A 23,041-nucleotide genomic window follows, 5' to 3' on the forward strand; every position below is an offset into this window, starting at 1 on the left:
CCCCCCCCGGGGGGGCCGGGGGGGCCCCGGGGGGGGCGGGGGGGGGGGGGGCCCCGCCCCCCCCCCCCCCCCCCCCCCGGCTCGGCATCACCGACGGCGATCTCGTCGGTATCGCCTCGCCCCGCGGGGCCATCCAGGCCACCGCACGCATCGGGCGGATCCGCCCCGGCGCGGTGTTCGTCCCGTTCCACTACGGCTACTTCGACCAGAAGGAGCCGGTCCCCCGGGCGGCCAACGAGCTCACCCTCACCGCCTGGGACCCGGTTTCCCAACAACCCCTTTTCAAGACCGCGGCGGTACGGGTGACGCGGCTCGCCGGATCGGAGTGACGACGATGCATCTCGCCCACTACCTCGGCCTGCTGCACCGCGCCCAGACCAACCTGGCCTCCGCCTTCCGTGAGGTGGCCACGGCACACCGGGACGAACCCGACGTCGCGCACCTGTGCGAGCGGCTCGCCGTCCAGTGCGACCGGCACGCCGAGCTGCTCGAACCGTTCGCCCGCCGCTATTCCGAGGACGCACCGGACGAGCCGGACCGGCTGCACTCGGAACTGTTCGGCGGCACCCGGACCGGCGGCATCGGCCTGCTGCGCGATCTCCAGGATCTCTACCTGATGGCCGCCGAGTGCGACATCTGCTGGACCGTCGTCGGGCAGGCCGCCAAGGGGGTCCGCGACGACGACCTGGATCAGGTGGTCCAGCGGTGCGAGGGCGAGACCGCCGGACAGCTGAGGTGGCTGCGCACCCGGATGAAACAGTCCGCTCCGCAGGCCCTGGTGGTCGCCTGACTCACCAGCGACGGCGGCGGCGGGCGTCGACGACCGCCGCCGTGGCGGCGAGGGCGACCACCGTGAGGGTGAGCAGCACCCCGGCGGTCCCCCAGGCGACCATCGCCACCGACAGCAGCGCCCACACCACGCCGCCGGCCACCGCGACGACCGCCCGGGTGGTGCGTGACCAGCGGCGACGGCCCGCCAGGGACGGGTAGTCGGCGGTCAGGCCCGCCACGATCTGCTCGAACTCGCGTTGCCTGTCACCGGTTCCCATGGCGTCACCTTCCCTTGCCGGCCGTCCCACCATCGACCATTGTCCCTCGCCGCCGGGACATGTGTACGGCCGCGATCAGGAGGTGACCGGCCGCCCGTCCTCGGCGACGGCGGCCAGGCGGTCCACCGACGCCTGGAGCCGGTCGCCGGTGGTGGCCCGCGCCTTGGGGAAGCGCCGCTCGTCGGTGAGCTCGGTCCAGTCGTAGGTGTGCGTGACGCGGGTGTGGGTGGCGTCGACCGGTTCCAGCTCCCACCGCCACAGGTGGCCGGGCGTCGCCTGCCCGGGCTCGGCGGGCCGCCAGGCGATGAGCCGGCCCTCGGTGAACTCGACGACGTGGTTCTCCCGGACCTGACCGTTCGTGAGGGTCATGGCGAAGACCTGGCCGGCGGACCGGACCCGCTGGCCGGCGGCCGCCTCGGTGAGGTTGTCGTTGCCGTCCCAGCGGGGCTGCCGCGCCGGGTCGGCGATCAGCTCGAAGATACGGTCGGCGCCGGCCGCGATCACGCGGCCGGCGCTGACGATACGGCTGTCGTCCTGAGGAGTCGTCATGCCCTCATCCTGACGACCGCCCCCGGCTCTCAGAGAGTCAGGGTCCAGCTGTTGATGTATCCGGTGTCGACGGTGGCGGCGTCCTGGACCCGCAGTGTCCAGGTGCCGTTGGCCGCCTCGGAGGACAGGTTCGCAGTGTAGGTGGTGTCGATGTTGTCGGCGCTGCCGCCGCTCCGGTTGCGCAGGGTGTAGGCGCTGCCGTCCGGCGCGACCAGGGCCACCACCAGGTCACCGACGTACGTGTGGACGATGTGGATCTCGACGGTGCTGGTCGACGACGCGTTGCGGGCGCAGCCGCTGATCGCGATCGTCGAGGTGACGGTGGTGTTGTCCGGGATCGTCACGTCGGTGCCGTTGGTGCCCGAGCAGCTGCCGCCCGCGCCGTTGACGGTCAGGGTGAACGACGCGGTCCGGGTCGCCGAGGCGCCGGCGCCGCTGAGGGTGACGGTGTAGGTGCCGGCCGGGGTGGCCGTCGTGGTGGCGATGGTGACCGTCGAGGTGCCGCCCGCGGTGACCGAGGCCGGGCTGAACGACGCGGTGGCGCCGCTCGGCAGGCCGCTCGCGCTGAACGTCACGGTCTGCGCCGAGCCGCTGGTGACGGCGGTGCTGACGGTGGCGGTGGCGGACGAGCCGGGGTTGACCGAGGCGGAGGTGGGCGACACGGTCACCGAGAAGTCGTTGCCGGTGGAGCAGGTGGCGTCGCTGCCGGCCACGTTCACGGCGGTCCAGGCGGCCTGCACGGCGCGGTACTCGCCTGAGCAGGAGCCGTACAGGTCGGTGGCGGCCCGCAGGGTGTAGGCGCGCGAGGTGTTGGCCGGGTTCGACGAGTTGACGTAGCGGGTGTTGGAGGTGAAGTAGGAGTCCAGCGCCCGGAACCAGATGGCGGCCGCCTTGTCCCGGCCGATGCCGGTCACCGCGGGCGCCGAGCCGCACACCGGCGAGGTGCCGTAGGAGGTCGCCCCGGTGCCCTCGGCCAGGTTGAAGAAGAAGTGGTTGCCCGGGCCCGACGAGTAGTGCACGTTGACGCTGTTCGTGCTGGTGGACCAGCAGCCGTGCGAGGCCCCGTCCAGCGTCGGGTTGTACATGTACCGCAGCGGCGTACCGTTGCCGTTGATGTTGATCTTCTCACCGACCTGGTAGTCACCCGGGTCGGCGCTGGTGTTGGCGTAGAACTCCACCATGTTGCCGAAGATGTCGCTGGTGGCCTCGTTGAGGCCGCCGGACTCGCCGGAGTAGGTGAGACCGCCGGAGACCACGCTCTCGGTCACGCCGTGCGACATCTCGTGGCCGGCGACGTCGAGCGAGACCAGCGGCCGGGAGTTACCGGAGCCGTCGCCGTAGGTCATCTGGGATCCGTCCCAGAACGCGTTGACGTAGGCGTTGCCGTAGTGGACGCGGGACGGGACGCCCGTGCCGTTGCCGAAGATGCCGTTGCGGCCGTGCACGTTCTTGAAGTAGTCGAACGTCTTGGCGGCGCCGAAGTGGGCGTCGACCCCGGCGGACTGCCGGTTCGAGGTGGCCCCGGTGCCCCACGCGTTGTCGGCGTCGGTGAAGGTCGTACAGGTGCTGGTGCCGTTGTTCATGTCGCAGGTGCGGCCGTTGCCGTGCGACGGGTCGATCATGCTGTAGGTGGAGCCGGAGAGGGTGGTGTCGACGGTGACGCTGCCCGAGTAGAGGCTCGCCCCGGTGCCGGCGACCGTCTCGATGTCGTCGAACTCACCGATGTACGCGCCGGTGACCGCGTCGCTGATGACGTGCAGCCTGGACGGGGTCTGCCCGTCCGGCGCCCAGCCGCTGACCAGGGTCTCCCAGGCCAGCACACCGGTGCCGGAGCTCGCGTCGACGAACAGCTCCGGGGTCCCGGTGCCGGTGATCCGGCCCTCGAAGCGGGCCTTGGCCGCCTTCTGCGCCTTGGCCGCGCTGACCTTCGCGGTGGTGCTCAGGCTGAGCGGGGCGTCCAGGCCGACCGAGGTGCCGTCGAAGGCGCCGCCCGGCCGGGAGTGCACGACGAAGTCACCGCCGTAGACCCGCAGCCCCTGGTATTCGCGGGTGTAGCGGACGTGTGCGGCGCCGCTGTCGTCCACCGTGGTGCGGTATACGGCATAGGTCTCGCCGGGCGCCGCCTCGATGGCCGCCGGGCGGGCGTCGATGTGGTTCTCGGCCGTACGGACCGCCTGCGCTTCCGAGGGCGGAGTGACGGGGGGTGTGGGCGCCGCCGAGCTGCTCGTGGCGGTGGCGACGAGGACGCTGCCGGCCAGCAGGGTGACGCCGGCCAGCGCAAGGGGTCTCTTCACTTGGTTCCTCCCCGAACCCGATGGACACGTCGAACGACGTGTCGGCTCAGTATGGAGAACTTCAAGCGAAGAACATCTATATCTTCCGAGTCATATCAGCGGCCCTGAACAGCACTTATAAGCCTCAATCGATATATTCACCGCCGACGCCCCACAACGGGCGCCGGCGGTGAACGTCATCGGTCAGCCGTCGAGGCCGTGCACCGGCGGAACGGTCAGCGTCCGCGCCTCCGGCGTGCCGCCGAGAATGATCTCGCGCAGCGCCGTGTTGTTGGTGGTGCTCAGCTCGGCCAGCTTCTTCTCCGGGTTGGCCAGCACCTGGATGTAGTAGGTGCCGTTCGGCAGATCGGTGATCTCGAACGACTGGCCGGGCCGGTCCTGGCTGTACGTGTCACCGTTGCCGATGTCCAGCACCTCACGCACCGCCACCACGGTGTCCGCACCGCACGAGGTCTCCAGCGAGGTGTTCTCCGGCCGCCACTTCGCGCCCGCGATGGTGTAGTCGACCGCGTCCGTGTTGGCCAGGCAGAACGCCTCCTTGCCGCTGCGCACCGCCAGCTTCTGGTCGGACGAGAGCAGGTTGTACTGGGCGAAGTCGGTGAAGTGCCAGTGCTTGTGACCCTCCCGCGGGTCCCACTCCATGGTTCCGGCCTCCTTCGACCCGACCTGGTTGCCCTTCGCGTCGAAGAAGTACTGGTAGGCGTCCATCAGATCCGTTCCGGTCCGGCGGAAGCCGTCCACCAGCAGCGGAGACGTGCCGGCGTTCCAGACCGTGGCGCCGAAGTTGACGTACCACTTGCCGTCCTCGTCACTGAGGGTGATCCCCCAGGCCGGAAGCGACTTGAGGTCCGGCTTGGGCCCGCTCGCCGGCGCCGCCTTCAGCGTGGCCGGGCGCTTGGCCGGGGCACGGAACTCCGGCAGGTACGACGACACCTGCCGGCTCGCGTCGCCCTCACCGGCGTGCAGGGCGTGCTCGCCCTCGGCCGGCGGCGCGGCGGCCGGTTCCACCTTCCTGGCCTTGGTCAGCGCGGCCTCCTCGCCGCCCTCGTCCGCGTCGACCACGGTGACGCCGATCGTGGCGCTCGCCGACCCCTGCGGGATGCCGAACAGCTCCCGGTAGACCGGGTTCACCGTGGCGGTAGCCGTGTACTTACCGGGCGCCAGGTCGAACGCCGGCTTGCCCGGCGCGTAGTCCGGCTGGTCCGGCACCTGCGCGTTCCACCCGGCCTGGACGCCCCAGACGGCGCCCAGGGTGAACGGGTTGTAGCCGTTGCAGCCGGTCGGGTACGGGTTGGTCGCCGGCGCGTCCGGCCGGGTCCGCGCCGACCCCCAGCCGTTGCCGCAGAACGTGGTCTTGTACTCGGCGACCTTCGCCCCGGACTCGTCGGCGAAACTGATCGTGGTGAAGTCCTTGAGCCCGTAGAAGTCGGTGACGGTCCCGGCCGGCAGGGCCACCTTCTTCTTCTTGCCGTTCTGCACCACCAACCGCTCGGCGGTGATCGGCTTGTCGTACCCGGCGCGCTTGGCCCAGATCTCGAACGGGTCCTTGCCGGCGACCACGTGCAGGCCGAGGTCGAGCGAGAGATAGATGTCGCCGTCGTAGTCGTACCGTTCGGCGGTCACCGCGGTGGTGGCGGCCACGAAGGCGAGCGGCGGCGGCGAGGCCGCGGCCTGCGCCACCCCCACCCCGGCGGCGGTGAGCGCGAGGGCGCCGGTGACGGCGCCGAGGGTCAGCAGGCGGGAACGGCGACGACGATTCGTCGGATCGGTCATGCTGTCCTTCCGGTCGGTGCGGCCGAGGGACGGCCGCGGCCGGATCATCCGAATAGGACGGCTATGAAAATCCTGTGAGGAAGATACCCGTTGGCACGAACCCGGGAGGAAGCTAACGTGACCTGGGAGCGCTCCCACAATCCCCTAAGGAGCTTCCTGTGGCCCGTTCTCTCCGTGCCCTGTTCGCCGCCGGCCTCCTGGCCGCGACCGGGCTGACCGCTCTCACCCTGGCCGGCCCGGCCCAGGCCGACACCCTCATCTGCGATCAGTACGGTGCCACCACCGTCGGTGGCCGCTACATCGCGATGAACAACCGCTGGGGCACCAGCGCCGAACAGTGCATCAACGTCACCGCCTCTGGCTTCACCATCACCCGCCAGCAGGGCACCGGCAGCACCAGCGGCGCCCCCGTCTCCTACCCGGCCGTCTACTTCGGCTGCCACTACACGAGGTGCTCGCCCGGCACGAACCTGCCGATCCGCGTCGACGCGATCAGCAGCGCCACCAGCAGCATCAGCTACAACTTCGTCTCCGGCGCCACCTACAACGCCTCCTACGACATCTGGCTCGACCCCTCGCCGAAGACCGACGGCGTCAACGCGCAGGAGATCATGATCTGGTTCAACCGGCAGGGCAACATCCAGCCGATCGGCTCCCGGGTCGGCACCGCCACCGTCGGCGGCCGCTCCTGGGAGGTGTGGCAGGGCAGCAACGGCTCCAACGCCGTCGTCTCCTACGTGGCGCCCTCCCCCATCAGCAGCTGGAACTTCAGCGTCCTGGACTTCATCACCGACGTGAAGAACCGCGGCGCCATCACCAGCTCGTGGTACCTGACCAGCATCCAGGCCGGCTTCGAACCCTGGATCGGCGGCGCCGGCCTCGCGGTCAACAGCTTCGCCGCGACGGTCAACGGCGGCGGCACCGTGCCGTCCACGTCGTCCACGCCGTCCAGCCCGCCCACCGGCACGGCGGCCTGCCGGGTCACCTACGCCACCAACGTCTGGAACACCGGCTTCACCGCCAACGTCACCCTCGCCAACACCGGCAACAGCGCCGTCAACGGCTGGGCGCTCAACTTCACCCTGCCGTCCGGCCAGTCCGTCACCGGCTCCTGGAACGCCGCCCTCAGCGGCACCTCCGGCGCGATCACGGCCCGCAACGCCGGCCACAACGGCGCCATCCCGGCCGGCGGCAGCACGACCTTCGGCTTCCAGGGCACCTACGGCGGCACGTTCACCGCACCCACCACGTTCACCCTGAACGGCACCGCCTGCACCCGAGCCTGATCACCCTCCGGAGAGGCCGTCGCGGTCCGGCGGCCTCTCCCCACCCCTTTCTCGTACGCGCACCACCTCCCCAACCACACCCCCCTCGCCCCGCCCGCTCCACGCAAGCCAGCCACCCCCTCCCGGCCATGCCGCGCCCGCCGGGCGTGAGCCCAACCTCACCCTCACCCCACCCCTCCCATCACCCCCAAACCCCAGCTCACCCCGGCCCGACCACCCACCACCCACCGGCACCAACTCACCCCGGTCCGACCACCCAAAGCCACAAGCATCAGCTCACCCCGGCCCGACCACCCACCACCCACCGGCACCAACTCACCCCCGGCTCGTCCACCCAAACCGCAGACGCCAACGCACCCCCGACCGGCCACCCACCAAGCGCAACGCCAACTCGCTCCCGCTCCGCCCCGGCCACCCGCCAGGCGCAACGCCAACTCGCTCCCACCTCGCCTCGGCCACCCGCCAGCACCGGCCCGACCACCCACCAGCCGTAAACACCGACTCACCCTCGACTCGACCCTCGCCACCCGCAGTCCAAGACACAGACCGGCGCGGCCGACGGTCGGTCGCGGCCGGGACGGGAAATCGTTCGCCGCTCAAGGACTTCCGAAGGAGAACTATGCGCAAGCTCATCGCCGCGTGCGCCGCGGCCCTGGTGGCCGCCGTCGCGGCCGGCAGTGTCCCGGCGGGCCCGGCGGGAGCGGTCCACCGTGGATCCTGCACCCGGGACCTGCTCTTCTGCGAGGACTTCGACCGGCTACCGTCCGGCGGCCCGAACACCCTGAACTGGGGCGTCGACACCCGCAACGGAACCCTCACCGTCGAACGCGCCCGCCACGGCAAGCAGCTGCACATCCGCACGGTCGACAACGGCCGAGCCTTTCTCCGCGTCGACGACTTCGCCGCGCCCGGCAACCGCTTCTTCGGCCGCATGCGGCTGCGGGTGGACGCCTTCCCCACCGCCCCCGACTGGGCCCACTTCACCCTGGTGGAGGCCACCGGAACCGGCAGCCCCGAGGTGGTCCGCCCGATCGGCGGCCAGTACGCCCCCACCGTCCCCGGCACGTTCTGGGGCATCGGCGCCGACGGCGGCCCCACCGGCGACTGGACCGAGTGGCGCGAATCCGCCCCGGTGGCCGAGGACACCTGGCAGTGCTTCGAATGGTCCCTGGACCGTGCCGACAACCGGATCACCGTCTGGATCGACGGCGTCGCCAACCCCGACCTGACCGCCTCCACCACCGACCACGGCGGCAACGACGTCCCGTTCATCCTGCCCGCGGTCGACACCGTGAAGATCGGCTGGCAGCTCTACCAGCCGAACACCACCCCCACCGAGTTCAACCTCTGGATCGACGACATAGCCCTCTCCTCCACTCGCCTCGGCTGCTGAACCGCTTCCCCGCTCAGCGTCCCAACGCCGCCAACTCCCACACCGCCCTAACGTCGACTTAGGACAATCCACCGCATGGCGCGCCAAACGCAATGCCGACGGCCGCGTTCGACTTGACCTCGCGCGACCGCACCACCGCAGGCGCACCAACCCAGCCCAGCACCAGCACCAGCACCAGCACCAGCACCAACCCAGCACCGATCTTGAACGATCCACCACCGCCGCCGGTGGAAAAGCACCCAAGATCGCGCAGATCCGGCATGCAAGACGCGCGGCCCTCACACCACGAACCGCGTTGCGAAACGCACTCACGCAAGATCCATAGACACCCTCCCGACCCGAGCAGCCGGCCACGCATCCGTCACCCACCAGATCCCCGCAAGACCTTGAACGCCCCACCACCGAAAACGGCAGGAAAACGTCCAAGATCGACGCAATGACAGAAGCGGTGACGGCGCCGCCAACCCGCACCGACCCAGCGCCGACCCAGCGCCGACCTTGAACGATCCACCACCGCCTCGGGTTGCAAAGCACTCAAGAATCCGCAATTCGGCATGCAACACGCGCGGCCCTCACACCACGAACCGCGTTGCGAAACACCACCACGCAAAATCCATAGACACCCTCCCGGTCCGAACAGCCCGTCGCGCACCCAGCACCCACCAGACCGGCGAGACCTTGGGCGCCTCACCACCGAAAACGGTGGAAAATCGTCCAAGATCGGCGCGCGGGCAGGAGCGATAGTGGCAGCGCCACCCGCACCAACCCAGCACCGACCCAGCGCCGATCTTGAACGATCCACCACCGCCGCCGGTGGGGAAGTACTCAAGATCGCGCGATCCGGCATGCAAGACGCGCGGCTCTCACACCACGAACCGCGTTTCGGGACGCACCCACGCAGGATCCATAGACACCTCCCCTATCCGAACAGGCCGCCGCGCAGCCGGCACCCACCGAACCGGCGAGATCTTGGGCGCCTCACCACCGAAAACGGTGTGAAATCGACCAAGATCGACGTGTGGGCGGGAGCGGTGGCGGCAGCGCCGCGAATCTGATCGCAATAGCGGTCCAGTCCCGTCACACCCCTCCAGCTGGCCACCGAGCTCAGCCCGGCGGCCGCGGCAAAGGATGGAGCTGCAGCGAGCCTGCGCGATCGGCCGGCCACCGAGCTCAGCCCGGCGGGCGCGGCAAAGGATGGAGTTGCAGGGAGCTCGCGTGGCTGGGCGGGACTGTCCTGGAAGGAACGGGACGGGGTCACGCGTACCGGGAAGGGGCGGAAGCGGAACGCTGGGCTGGACCACGGGAACGCGGCCGGCCGGCAGCGCGGCGGCGGGCCGGCGCGGGGACGGCCTCGCGGATCCGGGCGAACAGGTCGGCGACGCGCGGGTCGTCGAGGGCGCCCGGCCGGTGGATGGCGTGGAAGGTGACGTGCGGCAGGTCAGCGATCGGGCGGGCGACCAGGCCGGGTGGGGGTTCGACGCAGCCGGCGACGACGGCGAGGCCGACGCCGAGGGCCGCGAAGTCGAGGGTCATCGGCAGGCCCTCGGCCTCGACCGCGATCGTCCAGCCGATGCCGGCGTCGGTGAGGGCGCGTTCCAGGTTGATCCGGTGGGGGCGGGTCGGCGGCGGGACGATCAGTTCGGCGCCGGCCAGATCGCGCAGGCGCAGGGAGCGGCGGGACGCGAGCGGGTGTTCGGCGGGCATGAGCAGCATCTGCGGGTAGCGGGCGATCGGCACGGTGACCAGGTCGGCGGGCAGCACGTGCAGGCTGAACACGCCGAGGTGGGCCTGTCCGGTCCGGACGGCCGCCTGCATCTCCTGCCGGTTGGTGTGCAGTGGCCGCAGGCTGCCGGGACGTTCCGACAGCATGCCGCGGATCACGTCGCCGAGCAGGTAGAGGTACGCCGTGTGGCCGGACGCGATGACCAGTGGGCGGGTGGCGGGCACCCCGCGCAGCTCGGCCAGGAACAGGTCGAGGCGTTCCTGATGGTCGCGGGCGAACCGGGCCACCCGTTCGCCGTCGGCGGTGAGCCGTAACCGGTTGCCGGCCCGCAGGTAGAGCGGTCGCCCCAGTTCGCGGGCCAGCGTCGCCAGTTTGGAGTGCAGGGACGGCTGGCTGATGTGCAGCTCCTTGGCCGCGCGGGTCATGTTGAGGTGGTCGGCGAAGACCGCGAAGGCGGCCAGCGCGTCGGAGGAGACCCGGGGATTGGCCATAGAACTATTCTATGAGCACTCGCGCAGAACATAGTTCTTCCGATGATCGGCATCCACGATCATGAACCCATGACCACATCGGACGCGCAGTTGACCGTCATGCCGCTGCACGCGGTGACCGAGGTGTACGGCGAGGCCGGGCTCCGGCGCCGGCTCGACCTGGAACTGGGCCGGCTCCCACCGGAGGGCCGGACCGACGTCGCGAGCGCCGCCGGCTGGGCGGCCCACCTGCACGCGGGGCAGCGCCGCACCCGGGAGCCGTACGTGAACCATCCGCTGCGGGTCACCCTGCGGATGCTCTGCCACTACCGGGTCACTGATCCGGACGTGCTGGTGGCGGGTCTGCTCCACGACGTCGTGGAGGACCAGCCGTGGGCCGTCACCGGCGCCGAGCGGGCGGGGCCGCCACCGGCCGGGGAGGCGCTCGCGGTCATCGCGCGGCGGCACAATCCGCGGGTGGCCGCTCTGGTCGCGGCCGTGACGGTGCCGCCGCGACCGGCCGGGGCCGACCGGATCCGGCACTACCTGGACCATCTCACCGCGTCGCTGGCCGGGGATCCGTGGGCGCGGGTGATCAAGTTGTCCGACTTCACCGACAACGGTGTCGGCATCATCCACTCGTCGGGGCCGCTGGTGGCGCGGTCCGCCCGCAAGTACGACCCGGCCGTACCGATCCTGCGGGCGCACCTCGACCGCCCGGACACCCCGCTGGACGCCGACGTGAAGGAGCACATCCGCGGCCAGCTCGATCTCGGCCGCCGCCGTTTCGCCGCGATCCTGGCGGCTTGCACCCGTTTCCCAGACTGTGCCGTGTAACCGCGTCGTCCCACGGGGGGCCGAGCGCGCCGCGCAGTGGACGGAGTACAGCATGGGGCCTTTCGAAGACCCGCCGGTGATCAGCCCGGATCTGCGGCTGGCCTGGCGGGTGACCGAGCGGATCCTGGCCGATTCCCGGCTCGCGGGTGAGCCCATCGGTGTGGTGGCGCAGAACCGGGTCGTGACGCTGACCGGCGTGGTCGGCTCGGTTCGGGCGAGGGCTGTCGCGGGTGAGGTCGCCGGCGGCTTCCCGGGGGTCGCCGATGTCTGCAACCGCCTGGAGACGGCCTGCCCGGCCGACGCCACCACGGATCCGTTCGAGCGGCTGGTGTCTCAGTGGTCGGGTGAGCGGCCGGACGCGGCCCGCCTGATCCGGGCCCGGCTGCGCAGGGAGCGGCTGTTCAAGGCGGCTGTCGTGCTGGCGGCGCTCGCGGTGGTGCTGCTGGTGCTGTTGCCCCGTCTCGCCGCCGATTGACCGGATGTCCACATCGGATACCGGGCTCCGGTAACATCCCGAGACGTCTATATACGGGGTGAAAGGTGCAGCGGTGACGGAACCGATCGATTCGAGCAGGCCACATCCGGCCCGCCGGTACAACTACTGGCTGGGCGGCAAGGACCATTTCGCCGCCGACCGGGAGTCCGGCGACCAGATCGCCGCGGTGACGCCGTCGATCCGCACGGCCGCGCTGGAGAACCGGGCCTTCCTCGGCCGTGCGGCGCGGCACATCGCCGAGCAGGGGGTGCGGCAGTTCCTCGACATCGGCACCGGCATCCCGGCACCGGGCAACACCCATGAGGTCGTCCAGGCCATCGACCCGGCGACCCGGGTGGTCTATGTCGACAACGATCCGCTGGTGCTGGCGCACGCCCGCGCGCTGCTGTCCGGGACGCCCGGCACGATCGCGTACCTGGACGCCGACCTGCGGGATCCGGCCGCCATCCTGGATCACGACGACCTGCGTGCGCTGATCGACTTCTCCCGGCCGGTCGGGTTGCTCCTGATCGCGGTGCTGCATTTCGTCCGGGACGACGAGGACGTCGAGGGTGTCGTCACCAAGCTGCTGGACCGGCTCCCGGCCGGCAGCTGGGTCGCGGCCAGTCACGCCACCTACGAGTTCATGCCCGCCGAGGTGGTCGCCGGCCTGGCGGAGGCCAACCGGGACGGCCGGTTCGTCCCGCGCGACGGCGAGCGGCTGCGTGAGCTGTTCGGCGACCGGGTGGAGATCGTCGAGCCGGGTGTCGTCTCGGTGGCCCACTGGCACAACGACGACCCGTCCCGGGCGTCCGCCGCGGACGTCATGTGCAACGCGCTGGTCGCCCGTAAGCACTGAATCACGCGCTCCGAAGGGACCTGTGGCTGACGCCACAGGTCCTTTCACGTTTAGGCGATCGAATGATCTCTATTTAGGGTAGGCTTACCTCACCCCAGATGATCTAGGAGATCCCCATGACGTTCGATCGCTTCACCGGCCCGGTCTGGTCGCTGTTCCGCATGGTCGTCGGCCTGCTCTTCGCCTGCCACGGTCTCGCCAGCCTGTTCGGCCTGCTGGGCGGCAACAAGGGCACCGGCGAGGCCGTCCCGCTCGGCACCTGGCCCGGGTGGTACGCGGCCGTCATCCAGCTGGTCTGCGGCGGCCTGGTCCTGGTCGGCCTGTTCACCCGGCCGGCGGCGATCCTGGCGTCCGGTTCGATGGCGTACGCCTACTTCGTCGTCCACCAGCAGACCGGCCTGATGCCGATCCAGAACGGCGGCGTCACCTCGGCGCTCTACGCGTGGTCGTTCCTGGCGGTGGCCGCCCTCGGCGCGGGCCCCTGGTCGGTGGAGGCGCTGCTGTCCCGCCGGCGCGCGGCCACCACCGCGGAGCCGGTCACCGCCTGAGGACACGAACGAGCCCCGCCGATCAGATCGGCGGGGCTCGCGGCGTTCGCGGTCAGCGACCGTACTTGTCGAAGGGGACGGTCCAGTCGCCGAGGCCGTTGTCGATCGTCAGGTCACGAGGGCTGTTCCGGACGTCGACGATGTCGCCGATCAGGAAGTTCTCGTACACCCACTTGGCGTCGGAGGTGCTCAGGTTGATGCAGCCGTGGGACAGGTTGGCGCGGCCCAGCGAACCGTTCCACGGGGCGGCGTGCAGGTACTCGCCGGAGTAGCTGATCCGGGTGCAGTACTCGATGTCCTCCGACACGTAGTAGTTCGGATCCTTCGGGTCGCTGACGCCGTAGCTCGCCGAGGTCATCGTGTGCGTCCGCAGCCGGCCGAGCACGACGTGCGGGCCGCCGGTCGTCCAGTAGCTGATGCGCTCGCCGTTCGCCCCGGTGGTGCCGCCGCCCTTGCCGAGGCTGCACTTCATGGAACGGACCAGCTTGCCGTTGACGTAGACCTTCGTCATGTGCGTCCGGTTGTCACTGATCGCGATCAGCTGACGACCGATCTCGAAGTTCGTGGAGGCGTTCTTCGCGCCGTACACCGTCTTGCCGAGTTTGACGCCGAAGGCGTTGACCTTGACCTTGATCCGCGTGCCGGCCGCCCAGTACTTCGCGGGCCGCCAGTGCACGGTCCGGTCGTTCTTCCAGTAGAACTTGCCCTCGACCGACGGCGAGGTGGTGATCTCGATGGCCTTCTCGGCCGCGGCCTTGTTGACGGCACGGCTGAACGCGACGATCACCGGCTGGCCGGCGCCGTACGTCTGCCCGGATTTGAGCGACGCCATGGCGTTGGCCTGGAATGTGATCTTCGCGAGGTTCTTCGGGTTCACCGTGGCGAAGCTGGAGGTGTGGTCGCTGGTCACGCCCTTGGCGTCGGCGGCCGTCGCGACCACCTTGTAGGTCTTGCCGTAGTCCAGGTCCTCTGTCGACTTCCACGTGCCGTCGGCCTGGAGGGCGCCCTCGACCTTGGTCTTGCCGACGGTGACGGTGACCGACTGGAGCGTGCCCTCCTCGACGGCCACGGTGATCGGCGTCACCGGCGACACGTCCTTGGTGCCGCTCACCGGCGTCACGTTCAGCTTGACCGGCGCGACCGGGGGCTCGATGTTCGCCACCGGCTCGACCCAGTCGGTGCCCTTCTTGTCACGCGAGGTGCACCCGGCCGCCGTGGCGGCCGCGGCCACGCCCAGTGTGCCGATGATGACCTTACGTCGCTGAATCATGGCTCTCACAATCGAGGGGGTCCCGTCGGCGCCATCCGTGGCCGTACATCGTGATGTCCGTACATCTTGATGACGTGGCTGAGGCTCGGAACGTTGCCTGTCGAGTCGATCGAACTATGCAGGTGTGTTTCTGGAGAGGACATCCTGACAGATCTTGAGCCCGCCCGGTACACCGCATCGGCCTTCGATCGCTCCGGAACCCGGATTCAGTGACGAGACCTGCGTCACCCGGCCGGATGCCGGCGCCGTGACGAGACCGCGATCACCCCAAGGACCAGGGCAAACATGACAAAAGACGCAATAATCGTACGGTCGGAGGCACCGCCACAATCGGACAGTGGATCGTCGTGGGTCAGCGCGCACACCATCACCGACGCGCGCCGCTCGCCGTACTCCTCGCGCAGCGCGTCCCGCAGTTCCCGCCACTGGTGACGGCTCTCCACGACGGCGCCGGTCACCGCCTTGGCGAAGTTCGTACCCACCCGGCCGCGCGGCGTGCCCGGCCCGCTCGCCGCACCGGTGGCCGCGTCGATCAGGCCGTTGTCCTTGTTGAGGGCCGCATGGGTGATCCGCCGCTCGCACACGCCCACCCCGGGGACGGAGTCGTGCAGCCCCGCGGCGTCGCGGACCGCCGCCCGGAAGCGGCCGCGCAGATGTTCCACACAGGCGGTGACGGCCGCGGTGGCCTGGCCCCGGGTACGCGGATATCCGCCGCCCCGGACCTCCGCCTCATCGCCACAGGATTCCCCGGTGGGCCCGGCCGGCGCCTCCTCCCGTACGGATGGACCGTCGCCTGTCGCAGTTTATTAGATTATTAATCTAACATTGACAGGGTTGTATCTACGGTCGCATGCTGAGCCGCGTCCCTTCCCCCAAGGAGGTTCCGCATGCGACTCAACCGTCCGATGTGGGCCGTCGGCGCCGCGCTGGTGCTGCTCGGCGCGGGCCTGGCCCACCACCCCACCGAGGCCGCGGCGTTCCCGGCCACGGCGAGAACCGTGGTGATCGACTACCTCCGGTCGGTCACCGGCAGGTCGGTCGTCTCCGGGCAGCACAACAAGGAACCCGCGAGCAGCCCCGCCCAGTACACCCAGCAGGTCCGCAACGTCACCGGCCAGTACCCGGGGCTGTGGGGCGGCGACATGATGTTCCGCGCCGACGACCAGGCCGACCGGCAGCGCGTGATCGACGAGGCCAAGGCGCAGTGGGCAGCCGGCTCACTGGTGGCGCTCACCTGGCACGCCTGCTCGCCGACGGTCGGCGTCACCTGCGAGTTCGACGGCGGGGTGAAGACGCGGATCACGAACGCGCAGTTCCAGGAGATCGTCACCGGCGGCACCGCGCTCAACACCACCTGGCGCAGCCGGATGGCCACTGTCGTGCCGTACCTCAGGCAGCTGCGCGACGCCGGTGTCCCAGTGCTGTGGCGGCCCTTCCACGAGATGAACGAGACCTGGAACTGGTGGGGCGGCCGTCCCGGGGCCAACGGCGGCGCCAAGATCTTCCAGCAGATGCGGGACTACTTCGACAGTCAGGGCCTGAACAACCTGATCTGGGTGTGGAACGTCCAGGACAACCCGGCCGCTAACTGGTCGCAGTACTACCCGGGCGCGAACTACGCCGACGTGGTGAGCCTCGACGTCTGGTGGAAGAGCCATCCCTCGTCCGCCGACTACCAGCAGATCCAGACGGTCGCCGCGGGCAAGCCGATCGCCGTCGCCGAGATCGGGAAGATGCCGACCGCGGCGCTGCTGGCCACCCAGCCGCGGTGGGCGTACTTCATGATGTGGTCCGAGCACCTGCTCGGAAACAACACCACCGCCGAGATCCAGGCGGCCTACCACATCCCGCGGGTGCTGAGCCGAGGCGAGATCAGCCTGCCCGGCGCCGGCACGGCGAACGCCGCCCCGGTGCAGCCGTGGACCGGCGACGGCGAGGCCGGCCAGGACCTCCTGCTGCCGTCCTGAGCCACGAGGTGGGAGGCGCGGTCCGCGCCTCCCACCTTTCAGCGGGATCCGTCGGAGGTCATTTGGTAGCTCCCGCCGTGATGCCGTTGTAGATGAACCGCTGCAACAGCAGGAACACGACCACGGTCGGGATGATCACGATCATGGTGCAGGCGGCGATGGTCTCCCACTGCGCTCCGTAGGGCCCCTTGAACCGGAACAGCGCGGTGGAGATGACGTTGAGGCCGGGCGACCGCATGTAGAGGAAGGGGATGTAGAACTCGTTGTAGATCGCGATGCCCTTGATGATCACGACGGTGGCGATGGCCGGTCTCATCAGCGGCAGGATGATCCGGCGGTAGACGGTGAACCGGGACGCTCCGTCGATCATGGCCGCCTGGTCGAGACTCGGCGGTATCGACTGCATGAACTGGATGAAGATGTATATCGAGATGATGTCGGTACCCATGAACAGGACGATCGCCGACCACGGTGTGTTGACCAGGCCCATCGACTTGACGATCTGGTAGGTCGCGACCTGTGTGGTGACACCGGGCACCAGTGCCGCGACCAGGAACAGCCCCAGGATCAGGCGCTTGAACGGAAAGACGAAACGACTGATCGCGTACGCCGCGAGCGTCCCCACCAGCACGGTGCCGGCCAGCGACACCACCAGGATCAGCGTGGTGTTGCCGAAGCCCCGCAGCATGTCGCCCCCGGTCCAGGCGGTGGCGAAGTTGTCCAGGTGCAGCCAGCTCTCCGGAGGCGTCAGGGGACCGCTTCGCGCGTACTCCTCATGGGTTTTGAAAGAAGCGAACAGCACCACCACCAGCGGGATGAGCACGATCATCGAGGCCAGCACGAGCGAGCCGTACTTGGCCAGGCGCGCCACGGTCCTCACGACAGGGTCACCTCCTCGTCGGGCAGGATCCGCCGCTGGACCCCGGTGATGAGCAGCACGAGCAGCAGCAGCACGACCGCCATCGCCGAGGCCAGGCCGATCTGCCGGAACTGGAAGGCGGTCTCGTAGGCCTGGACGACGAACGTGCGGGTGCCGTTCGCGCCGCCGGTCATGATGAACGGGATCTCGAAGACCGACAGGCTCCCGGAGATCGCCAGGATGAAGGAGAGGCTGATGATCCGGCGGATGCCCGGCACGATGATGTGCCGGAACTGGTGCCACCGGTTCGCGCCGTCGATCTCGGCGGCCTCGTAGACGTCGCCGGGGATCGACTGGATCGCGCCGAGGAACAGCACGAAGTTGAGCCCGGTGAACCGCCACACCGAGGTGCCGGCCAGCGAGATGTTGGCGATGTCCGGATCACCGAGCCACTGCCGTGTGTGGTCGCCGAGGCCGATCAGCCGCAGCACGGTGTCCAGAGTGCCGTCGGGCTGGAACAGGTAGAGGAAGACGAAGCCGACGGCGACCCCGTTGAGCAGGTACGGGAAGAACAGGATGCCCTTGAACAGGTTCCGGAACCGGGTCCGGAAGGACAGCACGACCGCGAAGTAGAGGGCGATCGCGATCTGCGCGAACGACGCGGCCAGGTAGTAGAGGCTGATCATGAAGACGCGCCAGTACCGTTCGTCGGTGAGGACCCGCACGTAGTTGCCGAAGCCGGCCGGCTCCATGGTGACGTCCAGGCCGTCCCACTTGTGGAAGCTGTAGAACACCATGGCGCCGACCGGGACGTAGGTGAAGGTGATCAGCAGGATCAGGGCCGGCGCGACGTACAGCCAGGGCCGACGGGTCACTTCATGACCTGCGACTGGGCGGCGCTCCATCGCTTGTTCAGTTCGGCGAAGTAGGACTCCTTGTCACCCTCGGCCGCGCCGCGGGCGATGTCGACGAGCTTCTGCCGGTAGATCGGGCCGGCCAGGTCGATCTCGGACTCCTTGATGATCTGGTCCTCCTTGCCGCTGTTGGCCGTCGCGGCCGGCAGTTCCAGCAGTTCGACGCCGGTGGCGGTGAAGTCCTGCAGGGCCTGGGGCAGCGGCTGGCCGACCGGGGTGGGGATGGCCTGCTGGTCGGCGGCGAACCCGGACTCGGTGACGAACCACTCCAGCCACGCCTTCGCGGTGGCCTTGTTGTCCGAGTTCCGGCTGACCGCGCCCTTGTAGTCACCCTCGATGCGGGCGTGGAACTTCCCGCCGGTCTGGTACGGGAACGGCCAGAAGGCGATGTCCTCCGGGTTCGCGCCGGCCGCGGTGGCGGCGTCGCGCATCTGCGGGACCGCCCAGGAGCCGAGCAGCATGCTGGCGACCTTGCCGGTGCCGAGCATCGGCTTGGAGCCCTCCCAGTTGGTGGTGAGCGGGTCCTTCTCGCTGAGCCCCCGGTTCACGATGTCGAAGAGCAGGCCGTCGGTGAGGTGCTGGAGCTTGCCGGGCTGCCACGGCCGCGGGTCGGCCGGGAACGTCTCGTTGACCGTCGGGTCGGCGAGGACGGCGCGCTGGCTGTTGAAGAAGCTCAGCGGCCAGCCGTCCTTGTAGTTGGTGTAGAACGGGGTGGCCCCGGTCTTGTCCGCGACCGCCTTGAGCCCGGCCAGGAACTCCTCCGGCGTCTTCGGCGGGGCGGTGATCCCAGCCTCGGCCCAGACCCGCTTGTTGACCACGAAGCCGTTGGCGACGCCGCCCAGCGACAGGCCGTAGACCTTGCCGTCGTAGGCCTTCTCGTCGGTGAACCGGTACCTGTCCTTCAGTTCGCCGACGGTGCCCAGCGGCTCGAAGAACTGGCCGAGCTGGTCCACGGCGACGGTGTTCGGGATGAGCAGCACGTCGCCGTACTCGCCGCCGCTGAGCTGGGTGGTGACGTCCTGCTCGTAGTTGGTCACGCCCTCGAAGGTGACCTTCGTGCCCGGGTACTTCGCCTCGAACCTCTTGGCGTACTCGGGCAGTTTGCCGGTGACCAGGTCGGTGCGGTTGGTGAGAACCGTGATGTCGCCCTTGATCTCGCCGGAGAAGCCGGCCGGCTCGGCGCCTCCGGTGCATCCGGCCATCAGGGCGAGAGCCGTCACGGCCCCGGCGACGATCGCGTTCCTTCTATTGATCATGACAGCGTCCCATCTGCACATCTCGCTTCGTCTCGCTTCGTCGAGTGCAGAGCATGGAGCCGCCGTTACCGCGCTGTCAAGGTTATATTACTAATTTAAGTCGCGCCTTCGCTGGTGGCAGGCTTGTGACCATGAAGGACCGGCGGCCGGGTACGGTAACGGCGGAGAGCGGTGAGCAGGAGCGGAGACCCATCGGCATGGCACGTCGAGAAACGCCCGCGGCCGGGCCCGGCAGCCGCGCCCTGATCGTCGACGTGGTCCGTTCCGCGGTGACCATCAGCCGCGGCGAACTGGCCGACAAGACCGGTCTCACCCAGCCGTCCATCTCGATCATCGTGCGCGACCTGATCGCCGACGGGATCATCCACGAGATCGGATCGACCGGCTCCACCTCCGGCCGGCCCCGCAAGCTCATCGCCATCGACCCGGCCAACCGTTTCGGCGTCGGCTTCCACCTCGGCCCGGACACGCTGACCTGCGTCGCCATCGACCTCACCGGCGGTGTCGTCGGCCGCGAGGTGGTCCCCCGCGGCCCGCGGGACATCTGGCCGGCCGACCTGCTGGCCCGGCGGTTCGACGACTTCACCGCATGCCTCGACCTGCCGCGCGGCCGCATCGAGGGTCTCGCCGTGGTGGCGCCCGCCCCGGTCCCCGGCCAGCCCGACACCGCCACCACGCTGAGCCTGCTGCGCGCCGAGCTCACCGACCGCATCGGCGTACCGGTCCTGGTCGAGAACGACGCCGCGGCCGCCGCGCTCGGCGAGTTCTGGAGCCGCCGGGTCTCCCGCGACCAGACCTTCGGCTGCGTCTACCTGTCCACCGGCATCGGCGCCGGGCTGGTCTTCGGCGGCGCCCTGCACCGCGGCGCCGGCTTCGACGCCGGCGAACTCGGTCACGTCTCCATCTCGTACGACGGCCGGCCCTGCCCGTGCGGCAACCTGGGCTGCGTGGAGCAGTACGCGTCCACCTCGGCCACCGTCCGGGCGGCCCGGGAGGATCCGGGACTGCGCGCCCGGCTGCCCCTGGACGGCAGCGAGTCCAGCGCCTACGACGCCATCGCCCGGGCCGCCGTCAACGGGGACCCGGCGGCGTACGCGGTGCTCGACCAGGCCGCCGTCTTCCTCAGCATGGCCGCCACCTCGATGGTCAACCTGCTGGACCTGGGCCGGCTGGTGCTCACCGGGCCGGGTGTCGCGCTGGCCGGCTCCATCTACGCCCGCCGGCTGCGCACCCACCTGAGCCGGACCGCGCACGCCCGGCACCGGCACAGCCTCGCCGTCGAACTCTCCGCCCAGCCCCGCGACGCGGCCGGCATCGGCGCCGCCGCCCTGGTCGTCCAGGCGGCCATCGCCCCCGGCCACACGCCCGGCGCGGCCGCCTAGAAAAAGGAGTCCGGTGTCGCAGGAACCACAGCGGGTCGGTCTGGTGCTGGCACGCGCCTCGCAGGTCCTCGGGGAGGAGCCGTTCTACCACGAGTTCATCGAGGGGCTGGAGCGCGTGCTCACCCCCGCCGGGGTGTCGCTGCTGGTCAAGGTGGTCACCGACCGGGCCGCGGAGACCGCCACCTACGAGCAGTGGGCCGAGCGCAAACAGGTCGCGGGTGTGATGCTGGTCGATCTGAGCCCCGACGACGAACGGGTTCCGCTGGTCCGCCGCCTCGGCATCCCGGCGGTCGTCCTCGGTGACCCGTCGACCGCGGACGGCCTCCCGACGGTGTGGACCGACGACGCCGGTTTCGCCCGCGACGCGGTCCGCTTCCTCGCCGAACGCGGCCACACCGTGGTCGGTCACGTCTCCGGCCCGCTGCTGTTCGCCCACACCCAGTTGCGCCGCGAAGGCGCCGAGACGGAGGCGGGCGAACGCGGGCTGACCCTGGTCACCGCCGAGGGCGACTACTCGCAGGAGTCCGGCCGCCAGGCCACCGCGCGGGTGCTGAGCCACGCCGCCGGCCGCCCCACCGCCATCGTCTACGACAACGACATGATGGCCCTCGGCGGTCTGGACACGATCCGCGACCGCGGCCTCCGGGTCCCGGCGGACGTCTCGGTCGTCGCCTGGGACGACTCGGCCCAGTGCCAGCTCGCCGTCCCGGCGCTCTCCGCCATGAGCCACGACGTGGGCCGCATCGGCGAACTCGGCGGCGGCGCCATCCTCGACGCCATGCGCGACGCGGCCGCCGCCACCGTCTACGAGGCCCCGAAGGCCCAGATCGTCGAACGCGAGAGCACAACCTGAAAACCATTTCCGGTACGCGCGATCCCGTCCCGCCTCATCAGGGCTGTTCCGCCCCGCCACGCGAGCTCACTGCCACTCCAGCCGGTGCCGCGCCCGCCGGGCTCAGATCGGTGGTCACCCCCGGCCGGCCCTGAGGGCAGTCTCAGCGCCGCCGAGACAGCCCCACGACCAGCCGAAACCGACCGGCTGGCTCCCGCGCCGTCTCGACGGCACTGACGACCAGCTGGGCGAGAGCGGCCGCTGTCCGAAGCCACGGCCACCGGCGGGCGCCCGGCCCCCGGGCGGTGCCGCCGCACACGTGGGGACTCTCGTGTGCGACGGGCACCGCCTGAAACGGGGCGCGGCTCCTACAGCAGGTAGGTGGCCAGCGGGATGTTCTGGGTGCGCAGCGCGCCGGCCACCAGGCCGGCGATGCGCTGGGCACCGTACGCCTCGAAGTGGGTGTGGTCGTTGCAGAAGTACCGGCCGACCAGCCCGGCCGTGTAGTCGCCGTTGTTGGGGCAGAGCCGGACCGCGTTGTAGTGGTTCACGCTGAGCGTCTGCAGGTCGATGAGCGGAGCGCCGGTCGCGGCCGCGGCCGCCTGGGCCGGGGTGACGAAGCCACGGTTCTTGACCGCGGTGCCGCCCGAGCAGGTGATCGCCGCCACGGCGGTGAGCAGCACCGGGTGGGCGCCCCGGGCCAGTGCCGTGCGGGCCATCATCGTCATCAACTGCTGGTAGCGGGCGACCCCGACGTGCCGGGGGCAGGTGGTGGAGCCGTCGTTGATGCCGAACTGGATGAACAGGTAGTCGCCGGCCTTCATCCCGTCGAGCACCCGCTGCCAGCGCGCCGACGCCGTCGTCGAGCTCAGCACGCACTCACCGTCGGCGCCGATGGTGGAGGTGACGTTGCCCTCGTAGAGCCACGTCTGGATGCTGCGGCCGCCGAGGGCCAGGTTGTCGACGACGACGTCGCCGGTGAACAGCGGGTCGAACGAGGCGCCCCAGCCCACCGGGCAGGTGGCGGACGGGTTCGCCATGGTGGAGTCCCCGGCGAGCCAGACCGTGGTGGGAGCCGCGGCGGCCGCCGCGGCGGCGGAGCGGATGCCGCATCCGGGCAGCTCGGCCGAGGCGGGGGCGGCCAGCAGCAGGGGCACGGCGAGGGCGGTGGCGATCAGTAGGCGAAACGAGCGCATGGGACCTCCATGGGGGATGAATCGTTTCACGGACGAGCCTAAGTATCGACAATTCTCGATGTCAAGCGGGAGTATGACGCTTCCCACCGGGGCTTTCCGTGGGTGCGAT

At 70.0% G+C, this 23,041-nt stretch carries 23 protein-coding genes; 11 read left to right on the forward strand and 12 right to left on the reverse strand.

Features of this window, described 5'->3' with window-relative positions; genetic code table 11:
- The first annotated feature begins 86 nt into the window (after positions 1–86).
- Entirely contained in the window at positions 87–329 is a 243-nt protein-coding gene (locus tag J5X75_RS27655) for a molybdopterin dinucleotide binding domain-containing protein (protein WP_307798312.1), read from the forward strand.
- A gap of 5 nt (positions 330–334) precedes the next feature.
- The gene (locus J5X75_RS27660) at positions 335–790 is read left to right on the forward strand and encodes a hypothetical protein (RefSeq protein ID WP_208470556.1); all 456 of its coding nucleotides are present in this window, start codon (positions 335–337) and stop codon (positions 788–790) included.
- 1 nt (position 791) lies between these two features.
- Here the strand turns inward: J5X75_RS27660 and J5X75_RS27665 are convergent, their stop codons facing one another.
- The 4 genes from J5X75_RS27665 to J5X75_RS27680 all read right to left on the reverse strand — a co-directional run bounded on the left by J5X75_RS27665 (position 792) and on the right by J5X75_RS27680 (position 5,665).
- Complete coding sequence (locus J5X75_RS27665; RefSeq protein ID WP_208470439.1) at positions 792–1,049, reverse strand: hypothetical protein; 258 nt, start codon at positions 1,047–1,049, stop codon at positions 792–794.
- A 75-nt stretch (positions 1,050–1,124) separates the two neighbouring features.
- Positions 1,125–1,598, reverse strand: a complete 474-nt coding sequence (locus J5X75_RS27670; RefSeq protein WP_208470440.1) for an SRPBCC family protein — start codon at positions 1,596–1,598, stop codon at positions 1,125–1,127.
- Between the two features lie 29 nt (positions 1,599–1,627).
- Positions 1,628–3,892: a M4 family metallopeptidase gene (locus J5X75_RS27675; RefSeq protein ID WP_208470441.1), complete on the reverse strand. Its 2,265-nt coding sequence runs from the start codon at positions 3,890–3,892 to the stop codon at positions 1,628–1,630.
- Positions 3,893–4,075: 183 nt separating this feature from the next.
- Positions 4,076–5,665, reverse strand: a complete 1,590-nt coding sequence (locus J5X75_RS27680; RefSeq protein ID WP_208470442.1) for a lysyl oxidase family protein — start codon at positions 5,663–5,665, stop codon at positions 4,076–4,078.
- Between the two features lie 158 nt (positions 5,666–5,823).
- Here J5X75_RS27680 and J5X75_RS27685 point away from each other — a divergent pair, with 158 nt between their 5' ends.
- The gene (locus J5X75_RS27685; protein ID WP_208470443.1) at positions 5,824–6,951 is read left to right on the forward strand and encodes a glycoside hydrolase family 12 protein; all 1,128 of its coding nucleotides are present in this window, start codon (positions 5,824–5,826) and stop codon (positions 6,949–6,951) included.
- A gap of 619 nt (positions 6,952–7,570) precedes the next feature.
- The gene (locus tag J5X75_RS27690) at positions 7,571–8,344 is read left to right on the forward strand and encodes a hypothetical protein (RefSeq protein WP_208470444.1); all 774 of its coding nucleotides are present in this window, start codon (positions 7,571–7,573) and stop codon (positions 8,342–8,344) included.
- A 58-nt stretch (positions 8,345–8,402) separates the two neighbouring features.
- Here J5X75_RS27690 and J5X75_RS27695 read toward each other — a convergent pair whose 3' ends face one another.
- Together J5X75_RS27695 and J5X75_RS27700 are read right to left on the reverse strand one after the other, a co-directional pair.
- Positions 8,403–8,606, reverse strand: coding sequence for a hypothetical protein (locus J5X75_RS27695; RefSeq protein WP_208470445.1), 204 nt, complete (start codon positions 8,604–8,606; stop codon positions 8,403–8,405).
- A gap of 992 nt (positions 8,607–9,598) precedes the next feature.
- Complete coding sequence (locus J5X75_RS27700; RefSeq protein ID WP_208470446.1) at positions 9,599–10,558, reverse strand: LysR family transcriptional regulator; 960 nt, start codon at positions 10,556–10,558, stop codon at positions 9,599–9,601.
- A gap of 69 nt (positions 10,559–10,627) precedes the next feature.
- Here J5X75_RS27700 and J5X75_RS27705 point away from each other — a divergent pair, with 69 nt between their 5' ends.
- The 4 genes from J5X75_RS27705 (at position 10,628) to J5X75_RS27720 (ending at position 13,256) form a co-directional block, all read left to right on the forward strand.
- Entirely contained in the window at positions 10,628–11,374 is a 747-nt protein-coding gene (locus J5X75_RS27705; RefSeq protein ID WP_238489540.1) for an HD domain-containing protein, read from the forward strand.
- Between the two features lie 52 nt (positions 11,375–11,426).
- Complete coding sequence (locus tag J5X75_RS27710) at positions 11,427–11,849, forward strand: BON domain-containing protein (protein WP_208470447.1); 423 nt, start codon at positions 11,427–11,429, stop codon at positions 11,847–11,849.
- Positions 11,850–11,922: 73 nt separating this feature from the next.
- A complete protein-coding gene (locus tag J5X75_RS27715; protein ID WP_307798293.1) occupies positions 11,923–12,708 on the forward strand; it encodes an SAM-dependent methyltransferase in 786 nt (261 codons plus the stop codon).
- Positions 12,709–12,824: 116 nt separating this feature from the next.
- The gene (locus J5X75_RS27720) at positions 12,825–13,256 is read left to right on the forward strand and encodes a DoxX family protein (protein WP_208470449.1); all 432 of its coding nucleotides are present in this window, start codon (positions 12,825–12,827) and stop codon (positions 13,254–13,256) included.
- A gap of 52 nt (positions 13,257–13,308) precedes the next feature.
- Here J5X75_RS27720 and J5X75_RS27725 read toward each other — a convergent pair whose 3' ends face one another.
- Both J5X75_RS27725 and J5X75_RS27730 read right to left on the reverse strand, forming a co-directional pair.
- Positions 13,309–14,526 (reverse strand): L,D-transpeptidase, encoded by a 1,218-nt coding sequence (locus tag J5X75_RS27725; protein ID WP_208470450.1) that lies wholly within the window; start codon positions 14,524–14,526, stop codon positions 13,309–13,311.
- A 224-nt stretch (positions 14,527–14,750) separates the two neighbouring features.
- Positions 14,751–15,188 carry a hypothetical protein gene (locus tag J5X75_RS27730; RefSeq protein WP_208470451.1) on the reverse strand — a complete coding sequence of 146 codons (438 nt, stop codon included), beginning with the start codon at positions 15,186–15,188 and terminating at the stop codon, positions 14,751–14,753.
- 225 nt (positions 15,189–15,413) lie between these two features.
- On the opposite strand from J5X75_RS27730, the gene J5X75_RS27735 reads away from it, so the two are divergent.
- Entirely contained in the window at positions 15,414–16,493 is a 1,080-nt protein-coding gene (locus J5X75_RS27735) for a glycosyl hydrolase (protein WP_208470452.1), read from the forward strand.
- Positions 16,494–16,551: 58 nt separating this feature from the next.
- Here the strand turns inward: J5X75_RS27735 and J5X75_RS27740 are convergent, their stop codons facing one another.
- From J5X75_RS27740 to J5X75_RS27750, 3 genes are read right to left on the reverse strand one after another with little or no spacing between them, the layout of a single operon-like run.
- The gene (locus tag J5X75_RS27740; protein ID WP_307798294.1) at positions 16,552–17,373 is read right to left on the reverse strand and encodes a carbohydrate ABC transporter permease; all 822 of its coding nucleotides are present in this window, start codon (positions 17,371–17,373) and stop codon (positions 16,552–16,554) included.
- Positions 17,370–18,227 (reverse strand): carbohydrate ABC transporter permease, encoded by an 858-nt coding sequence (locus tag J5X75_RS27745; protein WP_307798295.1) that lies wholly within the window; start codon positions 18,225–18,227, stop codon positions 17,370–17,372. The genes J5X75_RS27740 and J5X75_RS27745 overlap by 4 nt, the downstream gene beginning before the upstream one ends.
- Entirely contained in the window at positions 18,224–19,522 is a 1,299-nt protein-coding gene (locus tag J5X75_RS27750) for an ABC transporter substrate-binding protein (protein ID WP_208470454.1), read from the reverse strand. Before J5X75_RS27750 ends, J5X75_RS27745 begins: the two co-directional genes overlap by 4 nt.
- Positions 19,523–19,719: 197 nt before the next feature.
- On the opposite strand from J5X75_RS27750, the gene J5X75_RS27755 reads away from it, so the two are divergent.
- On the forward strand, positions 19,720–20,904 hold the full coding sequence (locus tag J5X75_RS27755) for an ROK family transcriptional regulator (RefSeq protein ID WP_208470455.1): 1,185 nt from the start codon (positions 19,720–19,722) through the stop codon (positions 20,902–20,904).
- 13 nt (positions 20,905–20,917) lie between these two features.
- Positions 20,918–21,757 carry a LacI family DNA-binding transcriptional regulator gene (locus J5X75_RS27760; RefSeq protein WP_208470456.1) on the forward strand — a complete coding sequence of 280 codons (840 nt, stop codon included), beginning with the start codon at positions 20,918–20,920 and terminating at the stop codon, positions 21,755–21,757.
- 347 nt (positions 21,758–22,104) lie between these two features.
- On the opposite strand, the gene J5X75_RS27765 is transcribed toward J5X75_RS27760, so the two are convergent.
- On the reverse strand, positions 22,105–22,932 hold the full coding sequence (locus J5X75_RS27765; RefSeq protein WP_208470457.1) for an SGNH/GDSL hydrolase family protein: 828 nt from the start codon (positions 22,930–22,932) through the stop codon (positions 22,105–22,107).
- Positions 22,933–23,041: the final 109 nt, after the last annotated feature.

Origin of the sequence: Actinoplanes flavus, assembly GCF_017592555.1 — a bacterium.
GTDB classification, from domain to species: domain Bacteria; phylum Actinomycetota; class Actinomycetes; order Mycobacteriales; family Micromonosporaceae; genus Actinoplanes; species Actinoplanes flavus.